The sequence below is a fragment of the Tabrizicola oligotrophica genome, assembly GCF_011008935.1.
Lineage (GTDB): Bacteria > Pseudomonadota > Alphaproteobacteria > Rhodobacterales > Rhodobacteraceae > Tabrizicola_A > Tabrizicola_A oligotrophica.
This window is the reverse complement of sequence record NZ_JAAIVJ010000008.1, coordinates 30,799-41,890: the sequence shown is the minus strand read 5'-3', so window position 1 is coordinate 41,890 and position 11,092 is coordinate 30,799. Positions and strand designations below refer to the sequence as shown.

The following is an 11,092-nucleotide window of genomic DNA, read 5'->3' as shown; positions in this document are numbered from 1 at the left end:
AAACGGCCCATTTACTTTTGTTTTCAACTCCGGTCTTCTATCTGGGATTGAAGTAAGGGTTTCATATGTCGCTTAATCTGATTGTTGATCCATGGATTCCCGTGCGCTGTGCCGATGGATCGCGGCAGGTCATCGCACCCTGGCAGATGGCCGAGGCGGAGATTGTCGCGCCGGATTGGCCGCGCCCAGATCTGAACATCGCCTGTCTGGAACTCTTGATCGGGCTGGTCTTCATGGCCGATCCGCCCGCCAGTGACAGCGACTGGCGGGCGCGGCTGGCGCCAGACCCGGCGCGGCTGCGCGCCCGGCTGGAACCCTTTGCCCCGGCTTTCAACCTTCTGGGCGAGGGGCCGCTGTTTCTGCAGGACTTCGAGCCGCTGGTGGGCGAGGCCAATCCGCCGGACATGCTGTTCATCGACAGTGCCGGGGCCAATACCGCCCGCAACAATGCCGATGTGATGGTGCATCGGGACCGCTATGACCGGCTGGATCTGCCGCTCGCGGCGATGGCGCTTTACACCTTTCAGGCCTTTGCGCCTTCGGGTGGAGCGGGAAACCGCACCTCGATGCGCGGCGGCGGTCCCTTGGTGACGCTGGTCGATCCCGAGGGCGGCTTGTGGCGCCGGGTCTGGGCCAACATGCCTTGCGGCGCGCCCTCGGCCCCTGCCAACCTGCCGTGGATGCGGCCAACGCGGGTCTCCGACAAGGGCCTTGAGGTGCTGCCTCCGGATGGCCAGCTGTTTGGCGTCGAGGCGTTTTTCGGCATGCCGCGCCGGTTGCGGCTGCACGCTGACGCGGCGGGGGTGACCGGCGTGATCCAAAAGCCCTGGGGCACGAATTACGCCGGCTGGGTGCATCCGCTCAGCCCCTATTACCGAATGAAACAGGGGGCAGAGCTCTTGCCCAAACATCCCCGCGCCGGGCGGTTTGGCTATCGCAACTGGCAAGGCGTTGTAGCCGATGTGCCGGGCAGTGATCTGAGCCAGCGTGCCCGCTGTCTGGAAGATTACCGCCAACGCGGCGGCGAGGTGCAGGTCATCGTCGCCGGCTGGGCGATGGATAACATGAAGCCACGCGATTTCATCCTGTCGCAGGCGCCGCTTCCTGATCTGACGGTCGAGGAGGCGGTTGCCCTGAACGCGCTGATCCTTGGCGCCGAGGCGGCAGGCGTCGCCTTGCGCGGTGCGCTGGAGCCGGTCCTGGCCGCAGGCGAGGCGCACGAGGCCGAGCGGGAGGCGTTCTTCATCGCCACCGAAGCGCGGTTTCTGGCGCATCTCGACACTCTGCGCGCCGGGGGCGACCCGCGCGCCGACTGGCTGGCCGATCTGCGCAATCAGGCGCTGGCGCAGTTTGATGCGCTGGCCGTGCCGGGGATCGACCAGCGCGAAACCGACCAGATTGCGCGCCTCGTCAACGCGCGCAAATTCCTTGGCCTCGCCTTCGCGGGGCACGGCAAGCAGGGCAAGACGCTCTTTGAGGCACTGGGCCTGACCCTGCCAGAGAAAAAGAAGGGGAAATCCGCATGAGCGAGCGGGACATGAGCGGCAGGGACAAGGGGCCGGGCGCCATCGCGCTGGGCTGGTGGTCGCGCGAAATCGCGCCGCGCGACATTCCGGCGGCCCGGGGGCTGGCCGCGCGGCTGCGGCGGGCGGCTCCACTGGCGGTGCTGTGCGAACCCAAGGTGCAGGATCTGGCGCAGGCGCTGGGTATCGGCCCGGGTCAGGCCGAGCGGCTCGTGCAACTGGCAATGCTGCTGGCCGAGGTGCGCGAGCATGGCGGTGAGACCTTGGCCAGGCGGCTGGGGGGCGATGAGCCCGTGCTGTCACCCTTTCGCTTCCAGCGCCTGATGCGCGCCGAGGGCGACGAACTGACCGATCACCTGCGCCGCGCCATCCACATGGCCGATCACCGCTGCAACTTGGCCGCGCTGGCTGCTGACCTTCTGAACTGGGAGGCTGCCCGGCCGCGCTGGTGTTTCCATTATTTCGGGGCCGATGCCCCCATTGAGCCGCCCGTCAAAGAGACCGAGGAGAAGACCGCATGACGACCTTCGTGCAATTCCACCTGCTGACCAGCTATGGCCCGTCGAACCCCAACCGCGACGATCAGGGCCGCCCGAAACAGGCGGTGATCGGCGGGGCGCCCCGGCTGCGAATGTCGTCGCAATCGGTCAAGCGCGCGCTGCGCGAAAGCAGCTTTTTCGCGCTGGATCTTGCAGGAAACATCGGCACGCGTACCAAGCAGCTTCAGTCGCGGCTGTCGGAATATCTCGTGAACAGGGGGCATTCCGAAAAGGCTTCTGTCGAGGCCGCGCGGACCGTTGCCGAGGTTTTCGGCAAACAGGACGGCACCAGGGCCACAACTTTGGCCTTCATCTCGCCCGAGGAATGGAAGCTTGCCGAGGATCTGGCGGAAAAGGCAGCGGCGGGCGAAACCCTGCCCAAGGACAAGGACCTGAAAAAGCTGGTGCTGCGGCGGGCCGACGGGGCGGTGGATATTGCAATGTTCGGCCGGATGCTGGCCGATGACGCCGATTTCAACCGTGATGCGGCGGTGCAGGTCGCCCATGCCGTCACCACCCACAGCGCCCATGCCGAAGAGGACTGGTATTCGGCGGTCGACGACCTGAACAAGGCCGAGGACACTGGCGCGGGCCATCTGGGCGAGACCGCTTTCGGGTCCGGCATCTATTACCAGTATGTCTGCGTGAACTGCGATCTGCTGGTCGAGAATCTGGGGGGAGATGCCGAACTGGCGACGCGCGGCATCGAAGCGCTGGCGCGCGCGCTGGCCCAGACCACGCCGAAGGGCAAGCAGAACAGTTTCGCCCATCATCCGATGGCGTTCTACTACCGCGCCGAACGCGGCACGCGCGCCCCGCGCGATCTGTCGGGGGCGTTTTTCACTCCGGTTGAACGCAAGCTGTCCGACCTCAAGGTCAACAACCTTGAACAGGGCTCGATCAAGGCTTTGGAGCAGACGGCGGACCAGATCGACAGGTGCTATTACGACGGCACGGCCGAAGCGTTCCTCCGGTTGAACACGCTGGATGGGGACGGCAGGCTGGATGAGATCGTGCGCTTTGCCGGCGATGCGGTGCGGGGCGTGTGATGCAGCCGTTCCTGATCTTTGGCCTGACTGCCAGCCTGGGCGCGATGGGCGAGCTGGCGGGGCATGAGCGGCGTGGCGCGCTGTCCTGGCCGGGCCGCTCGGCCGTCATCGGGCTGATGGGCGCGGCGCTGGGCATCCGCCGCGACGGTGACTTTTCGGCACTGGATGCGTTGGCAATCACCTTGGGCATCTTTGACGACGGCACGCCGCTCCGCGATTACCACACCATCGAAACGGTGCCTTCCGCCGCCGCCAAGTCCCCCAATTCCCGTCCTGAGGCGCTTGTCTCGGCGCGCGGACGGACCAACACCACCATCACCCTGCGTGATTATCGCACAGGGCCGCTTTACGGCGTGGCGGTGAGTGGCGAGGGGCTGGAGGCCATTGCGGCGGCGTTGAATGCGCCCGGTTTCACGCTCTATCTGGGGCGCAAATCATGCCCGCTGGCCGCGCCGCCGGGCGCGCGCGTTGTGCAGGCCGCATCGCCCGCCGATGCCTTGGCGCAGATGGTCGTTCCGCCCTGGCGCAGTGAAGGCCCGCATGCAGTGCGGCTCTGCTGGCTGATCGAAGACGACCCGCAAGGTGAGGTGATCCATGACCTGCCGCTGGATCGAACCCGCTGGCACTTCGGCCCGCGCCGGGTGTCGCGTGTTCCTGTCGGGGCAGGGGACGTGACATGAGCCTGTATCTCAGCCATATCCGCCTGTCGCGCAAACCGGCGGCACAGGCGCTGGCCCCGTTGCTCCTGCCTTCCGCCCTCGGCGCGCGGCGCTCGGCCCAGCACAATCTGCTGTGGTCGGTCTTCACCGATGGCCCGGACCGTCGCCGCGACTTTCTATGGCGCGAGGAACGCGACGGCAGCTTTCTTGCCCTGTCAGCCCGCCCGCCCCTTCAATCCGACCTGTTTGAACCCCACAAGGTCAAGGATTTTGCGCCGGCACTCGATGGAGGCGACCGGCTGGAGTTCCAGTTGCGCTGCAACGCCACGCGGCAAAAGCGGGATGGTCAGCGGGTCGATCTGGTGATGGACGCGCTTCACGCTCTGCCACAGGAGGCGCGGGCCGGGGAACGCATGCGTCTGGCATCGCAAGAAGGCAGCGCATGGCTCGCACGTCAGGGCGAGAAAGCCGGGTTCAGGGTGATCACCGCCGAGGCCGAGGATTACGGCACCGAGGTCTTGCCCGGGCATCGCGGACCGCGAAAGGGGCAAAAGCAGTTCGGCATCCTTGACCTGGTCGGGCGCGTCGAGGTCACGGAGCCGGCAGCGTTCCGCGCGCAACTGGCGCTGGGCTTTGGCCGCGCCAAGGCCTTTGGCTGCGGGCTGATGCTGATCCGGCGGGCCGCATGAGCGGGGCGGGGCAGGGTGGCGGGATGCCGGGACTTGCCCCGCCATCGCCCATCCCGCTGAAGGATCGCGCGGCGCTGATCTTTGTCGAACACGCCCGGCTTGACGTGCTGGACGGTGCCTTCGTCGCCGTCAATGCCGATGGCACGCGCACCCAAATTCCCGTCGGCGGCCTTGCCGGGATCATGCTGGAGCCGGGCGCGCGCATCAGCCACGCCGCTGTGGCCTTGGCCGCAAGGGTCGGCACCCTGATTACTTGGGTGGGCGAAGGCGGGGTTCGGCTCTATTCTGCGGGCCAGCCCGGGGGCGCGCGCTCTGACCGTCTGCTCTGGCAGGCGAAAATCGCGCTCGACGATGCCGCGCGTCTGCGGGTGGTCCGCAAGATGTATGCGCTGCGTTTTGCTGAGGACGCCCCTTCGCGCCGCTCCATCGACCAGTTGCGCGGTATCGAAGGCGTGCGGGTCCGGGAAACCTACGCCTTGCTTGCCCGGCAGCATGGGGTCGACTGGAAGCGCCGCCACTATGACCACACCGACTGGGAAGCCAGCGATGTGCCGAACCGCTGCCTTTCGGCGGCGACCGCCTGCCTGCACGGGCTGTCGGAGGCCGCGGTGCTGGCCGCAGGCTATGCCCCGGCGATCGGGTTTCTGCATTCCGGGAAACCGCTGTCCTTCGTCTATGACATCGCCGATCTGTTCAAGCTTGATACCGTAGTGCCAGAGGCGTTCCGCATTGCGGGTCTGGCGGCCAAGGGCAAGCTGGACATGTCGCCCGATCGCGCCGTGCGCCTTGCCTGCCGCGATTCCTTCCGCAAGACCGGCCTTCTGGCCCGCATCATCCCGGCCATCGAAGAGGTCCTGTCCGCCGGCGACGTCCCGCGCCCAGATCCGCCGCCCGAGGCCATGCCGGTCGCCTTCGAGGCGGGCCAGAGCGGCGATGAGGGCCATCGCGGATGATGGTCGTGGTCGTCAGTAACGCCCCACCCCGCCTGCGCGGCAGGCTTGCCGCCTGGCTGGTGGAACTGCGCGCCGGGGTCTATGTCGGCGACTATTCCGCCCGCACCCGCGAGATGATCTGGGAGCAGGTGCAGGCCGGTCTTGAAACCGGCGATGCCGTCATGGTCTGGAAGGCCCCGACCGACCAGGGCTACGACTTCAGAACCCTTGGCAAGAACCGCCGCATGCCTGTCGATTTCGATGGCCTGAAACTGGTGAGTTTCGCGCCTCTCGACACCCCCTGACACCCCCAAACTCCGGTTCCCGCATCGGTGCGCTCTTTGACATTGTGAAAACCCTTGCAGAACAATAAGCTGCAACAAGACTGTTCCCCGCCCACGCGGGGATGATCCGGATTGTGGGGCGGGGGAAATATCTTCCGGTTCCTGTTCCCCGCCCACGCGGGGATGATCCGCGACGGCAACACGGCGAAACCTGCCGCAAACACTGTTCCCCGCCCACGCGGGGATGATCCGGATCGCGTCCTTGTTGCGCACGATCAGGTCGGCTGTTCCCCGCCCACGCGGGGATGATCCGTGATCGACCGCAGCGAGGTGGCGGTGCAGGGCCTGTTCCCCGCCCACGCGGGGATGATCCGAACTTCCTGCAGAACGCGGCCCGGCCTGATTTCTGTTCCCCGCCCACGCGGGGATGATCCGGGCCACCATGCGCGACGCCTGCCACGGGTGCACTGTTCCCCGCCCACGCGGGGATGATCCGTTCTCGCCTTTGCCGTAACGCATGGTTCCTTCCTGTTCCCCGCCCACGCGGGGATGATCCGCCCGTTACCGCTGGTGCCGAACAGAATAGCCCCTGTTCCCCGCCCACGCGGGGATGATCCGGTTGAGGATGCCAGCCCAGAGGAGAGGGAAGCCTGTTCCCCGCCCACGCGGGGATGATCCGGGCGGTAGGAGTGAACGTGAGTATGTTCCTTGCTGTTCCCCGCCCACGCGGGGATGATCCGTGAGGCGAAACTCGCGATGTAGGGTTTACATGCTGTTCCCCGCCCACGCGGGGATGATCCGGGGCGGGCTGTGCGCTACACGCGGCAGTATTCCTGTTCCCCGCCCACGCGGGGATGATCCGATGATCGGGCGGTCAGCCATGGTTGGCCTCCACTGTTCCCCGCCCACGCGGGGATGATCCGGAACTGACGATGCCGATGGAGGAAATGCAGCTCTGTTCCCCGCCCACGCGGGGATGATCCTGAGCATGGACTATCAAACTCCCCGCAATACGCCTGTTCCCCGCCCACGCGGGGATGATCCGCTGGCTCTGTCGGATGATCCCGGCACGGTGGCCTGTTCCCCGCCCACGCGGGGATGATCCGAAGTCAGCGCGGCATCGGGCATTCCTCGGGCTCTGTTCCCCGCCCACGCGGGGATGATCCGCCTTCCTGAAACCGTCCAACAGCTGCAGCATACTGTTCCCCGCCCACGCGGGGATGATCCGAATGAAATCACCTGGTAAACATCCCCGATACCCTGTTCCCCGCCCACGCGGGGATGATCCGGCGAGGTTGTTCGCTCCGACATGCTGGCCCAGCTGTTCCCCGCCCACGCGGGGATGATCCGATCCGAGAATTCCGTCGATTGCGTATCCGGCACTGTTCCCCGCCCACGCGGGGATGATCCGCGACAAGGCCGAGGCCGAGGCGCTGGTCAACGCTGTTCCCCGCCCACGCGGGGATGATCCGATCATCGAGCAAGCGGCGGCTGACCTGCCGGCCTGTTCCCCGCCCACGCGGGGATGATCCGCCGCTGGCGCTGATCCGCCGCACCACCAGCGACTGTTCCCCGCCCACGCGGGGATGATCCGATCACCTATTCCGGTTGTGCCACAGCGCTGAGCTGTTCCCCGCCCACGCGGGGATGATCCGGTAGGTATGGCGGCGCAGGACCGACGAGAGTGCTGTTCCCCGCCCACGCGGGGATGATCCGCCCGCCGCGATCCATTCGCCGATGGTGCCGAACTGTTCCCCGCCCACGCGGGGATGATCCGGCACAGGGTCAGGCGCGGTCGGAATGACCGCAGCTGTTCCCCGCCCACGCGGGGATGATCCGACCTCGTTCTTGGCCAAGGACACGCTGACGCTCTGTTCCCCGCCCACGCGGGGATGATCCGTATGCGGCGGAGGACCTTGCGGCGGCGGTGACCTGTTCCCCGCCCACGCGGGGATGATCCGTGACGCTGGCCGGGCTGGCTGGCCCGCATGGCAAGACTGTTCCCCGCCCACGCGGGGATGATCCGAGTGCCTCCTTGACCTGATCGCCGCCGTCGAGCTGTTCCCCGCCCACGCGGGGATGATCCGCATCACAGGGACCAAATTAATACCACGCGCCGCTGTTCCCCGCCCACGCGGGGATGATCCGTTGGAGGGCCGTTGCTGTGAAGCCTCTCCCCTCTGTTCCCCGCCCACGCGGGGATGATCCGCTGGACCCGGCGGGCACGGTGCATGCGCCGCTCTGTTCCCCGCCCACGCGGGGATGATCCGTTCGGTATCTCGTGGCGGGCGAATATGGCGAGCTGTTCCCCGCCCACGCGGGGATGATCCGCGTCATTGACCGGCTTGCCAGCATCTTCCGGCCTGTTCCCCGCCCACGCGGGGATGATCCGGATTTGGCAGACTGGCAGGCGCGCGCCAGGCACTGTTCCCCGCCCACGCGGGGATGATCCGCGGACCTACGTGAACTACGGGTTCTCGCGGGCCTGTTCCCCGCCCACGCGGGGATGATCCGGCGAGGACCGACGAGGACAACTCTTGACACCCCTGTTCCCCGCCCACGCGGGGATGATCCGCCACCCCGTCGTTGGGGGCGGCGTTGGGGCGGCTGTTCCCCGCCCACGCGGGGATGATCCGACGCCATCCAGACGCCAGCATCGCTTGTGGTGCTGTTCCCCGCCCACGCGGGGATGATCCGCGCCGGGCCAGAGGCTGTTGAAGGCCGGGCTGCTGTTCCCCGCCCACGCGGGGATGATCCGGGCTGCGAATTTGGCCTCAGCCGTTTTGCTGCCTGTTCCCCGCCCACGCGGGGATGATCCGGCCCCGCTTTTGCTCGAGAATAACGGGTCGATCTGTTCCCCGCCCACGCGGGGATGATCCGATCACCTATGCCGGTTGCGCCACGGCGCTGAGCTGTTCCCCGCCCACGCGGGGATGATCCGCTGCGGGCCATAGTGTTTCACCGCCGCCGCCCCTGTTCCCCGCCCACGCGGGGATGATCCGTTGCCGGCCGCATCGCGGACCGACACGCCAAGCTGTTCCCCGCCCACGCGGGGATGATCCGGCAATGCTGCGCCGCCGAGGCTTGCCCCCAGCCTGTTCCCCGCCCACGCGGGGATGATCCGCTAACGGGGAATACGTCAAGTTTGCAGACGGGCTGTTCCCCGCCCACGCGGGGATGATCCGCGCGATCACCCTTGCCATGAAGGCCGGGCTAACTGTTCCCCGCCCACGCGGGGATGATCCGCGGGCAGGGCGCACCTGTCCGCATCTGGATCACTGTTCCCCGCCCACGCGGGGATGATCCGGGGACAAGCAACATTTCAACCTTCCGAAAAGGCTGTTCCCCGCCCACGCGGGGATGATCCATGCTCGGTTTGACCGCGTAAGGGGGCCTGAACCTGTTCCCCGCCCACGCGGGGATGATCCGCCCAAAACCTGACCGAGCATGAAGCGCTGATGCTGTTCCCCGCCCACGCGGGGATGATCCGTCCGTGCAAGTGGGAAATTGATGGGCGTGTGTCTGTTCCCCGCCCACGCGGGGATGATCCGTCTTCATCAGATGAACCCCATCGCTGCCTGCACTGTTCCCCGCCCACGCGGGGATGATCCGGACATCGAGAACCGCGACTGGAAAACCGGCTTCTGTTCCCCGCCCACGCGGGGATGATCCGTTGTATAGCCAGCGCCGATAGAGCTATCATTACTGTTCCCCGCCCACGCGGGGATGATCCGCGCGTCAGCATGGCCGATCTTGCGCGCATGACCTGTTCCCCGCCCACGCGGGGATGATCCGATCACGACCAGCGGGGAGCGGCTTATCCGCATCTGTTCCCCGCCCACGCGGGGATGATCCGCGTGTAGATCGCCTGCCCCTCGGTGGCGATGCCTGTTCCCCGCCCACGCGGGGATGATCCGGGGGGAAACCAAATGACCTCAGCCGACAAAACCTGTTCCCCGCCCACGCGGGGATGATCCGCCTTGCCATGCGGCCAGACGTGGCGGCGAAGACTGTTCCCCGCCCACGCGGGGATGATCCGATGAATGAATACAGTGTCTTGGCTATGCCTTTCTGTTCCCCGCCCACGCGGGGATGATCCGGCGGCCAGAAAATCGGCTGACGCCAAGTATCACTGTTCCCCGCCCACGCGGGGATAATCCGAGTGCGTCCGCGCTGAAACGGTCTTGGGCCGCCTGTTCCCCGCCCACGCGGGGCTGACCCGACCGATCTCAGTTTCGACGACCGGTTCATTATCTGTTCGCCGCCCACGGTAGGGCAGGAGGGTCTTTGAGAGGTGGCGCCGTCGGTTCTTTGGAACCGGCATTCGGAAGAATCCCAGCATTATCTCGACCGTCTGTGACCTGTGCGCCGTCATTGACGCCCAGCCCAATGGAGCGGTACCACCACCTCGGCGCCGACGGTCTGTGCGCACTGCTTCGGCAAGGCCCGCGAGCGGAAACGGACCGAATGCCCTAGGGTCAGGACCCATTGATTATCCGCTCGTGCCGTGATTCAGCCTCCGGAAGGAGACCGATCAATGAGCAACCTTTTCTGGCTGAGCGAGGCGCAGATAGCGCGGCTGCAGCCCTTCTTCCCCAAGAGCCATGGTAAGCCACGCGTCGATGACCGACGGGTGTTGAGCGGCATTATCTTTATCAATCGCAATGGGTTGAGATGGTGCGATGCACCGAAGGAGTATGGCCCTCCGAAGACCCTCTACAACCGTTGGAAGCGGTGGAGCGACAAGGGGGTCTTCGCCCGGATGATGGTTGGTCTGGCCTCCCAGGCCGCCGTTCCGAAGACGGTGATGATTGACGCGACCTATCTCAAGGCGCATCGCACGGCGACCAGCCTGCGGTCGAAAAGGGGGGACCAGACGACCAGAGGGGCCGTCTGATCGGGCGAACCAAGGGTGGCATGAACACCAAGCTACATGCCGTAGCCGATGCCGATGGCCGCCCGATCCGGTTCTTCATGACCGCAGGCCAGGTCAGCGATTACACCGGTGCAGCGGCCCTGCTGGGCAGCCTGCCAAAGGCGGACTGGCTGCTGGCCGACCGCGGTTATGACGCTGACTGGTTCAGGGAAGCGTTGAAAGACAAGGGGATAAAACCCTGCATCCCCGGCCGGAAGTCTCGCGGAAAACCAATCAAGCATGACAAGCGACGCTACAAACGCCGCAACAGGATCGAGATCATGTTCGGAAGGCTCAAGGACTGGCGACGCGTCGCCACCCGCTACGACAGATGCCCGAAGGGCTTCCTCTCCGCCGTCGCCCTCGCCGCAACCGTCATGTTCTGGCTATGAAACGAGAACGAGTCCTGACCCTAGTCTTCGATCAGAAGCAGCATCTTGCTTGGCCTTGGCGGATAGGGGATGAAGGGCGCGGGCAGTCGGGCTATAGATGCCCAGAGCGG

Annotated in this window: 8 protein-coding genes and 1 CRISPR repeat array; all 8 genes read left to right on the top strand. The window is 66.1% G+C overall.

The features are described 5' to 3' along the window. Nucleotides 1-65: 65 nt before the first annotated feature. Nucleotides 66-1,526 carry a type I-E CRISPR-associated protein Cse1/CasA gene (gene casA, locus G4Z14_RS13400; protein ID WP_164626567.1) on the top strand — a complete coding sequence of 487 codons (1,461 nt, stop codon included), beginning with the start codon at nt 66-68 and terminating at the stop codon, nt 1,524-1,526. After that, nucleotides 1,523-2,044: a type I-E CRISPR-associated protein Cse2/CasB gene (gene casB, locus G4Z14_RS13395; protein WP_164626565.1), complete on the top strand. Its 522-nt coding sequence runs from the start codon at nt 1,523-1,525 to the stop codon at nt 2,042-2,044. Before casA ends, casB begins: the two co-directional genes overlap by 4 nt. Then, nucleotides 2,041-3,111, top strand: a complete 1,071-nt coding sequence (cas7e, locus tag G4Z14_RS13390) for a type I-E CRISPR-associated protein Cas7/Cse4/CasC (protein WP_164626563.1) — start codon at nt 2,041-2,043, stop codon at nt 3,109-3,111. The genes casB and cas7e overlap by 4 nt, the downstream gene beginning before the upstream one ends. Next, nucleotides 3,111-3,791 (top strand): type I-E CRISPR-associated protein Cas5/CasD, encoded by a 681-nt coding sequence (gene cas5e / locus G4Z14_RS13385; RefSeq protein ID WP_164626561.1) that lies wholly within the window; start codon nt 3,111-3,113, stop codon nt 3,789-3,791. Before cas7e ends, cas5e begins: the two co-directional genes overlap by 1 nt. Then, nucleotides 3,788-4,459 (top strand): type I-E CRISPR-associated protein Cas6/Cse3/CasE, encoded by a 672-nt coding sequence (gene cas6e, locus G4Z14_RS13380; RefSeq protein ID WP_164626558.1) that lies wholly within the window; start codon nt 3,788-3,790, stop codon nt 4,457-4,459. The genes cas5e and cas6e overlap by 4 nt, the downstream gene beginning before the upstream one ends. A gap of 23 nt (nt 4,460-4,482) precedes the next feature. Further along, nucleotides 4,483-5,412: a type I-E CRISPR-associated endonuclease Cas1e gene (cas1e, locus tag G4Z14_RS13375; protein ID WP_164626556.1), complete on the top strand. Its 930-nt coding sequence runs from the start codon at nt 4,483-4,485 to the stop codon at nt 5,410-5,412. Beyond that, nucleotides 5,409-5,696: a type I-E CRISPR-associated endoribonuclease Cas2e gene (cas2e, locus tag G4Z14_RS13370; protein WP_164626554.1), complete on the top strand. Its 288-nt coding sequence runs from the start codon at nt 5,409-5,411 to the stop codon at nt 5,694-5,696. Before cas1e ends, cas2e begins: the two co-directional genes overlap by 4 nt. Before the next feature lie 80 nt (nt 5,697-5,776). Further along, nucleotides 5,777-9,897: direct repeats of the CRISPR family, unit length 29 nt; unit sequence CTGTTCCCCGCCCACGCGGGGATGATCCG. A gap of 315 nt (nt 9,898-10,212) precedes the next feature. After that, nucleotides 10,213-10,982, top strand: a protein-coding gene (locus G4Z14_RS13365) for an IS5 family transposase (RefSeq protein WP_407703833.1) whose coding sequence is annotated in 2 segments (ribosomal slippage) — nt 10,213-10,531 and nt 10,531-10,982 — 771 coding nt in all. Because the reading frame shifts where the segments join, the coding sequence is not laid out codon by codon here. The last annotated feature ends 110 nt before the right edge of the window (nt 10,983-11,092 follow it).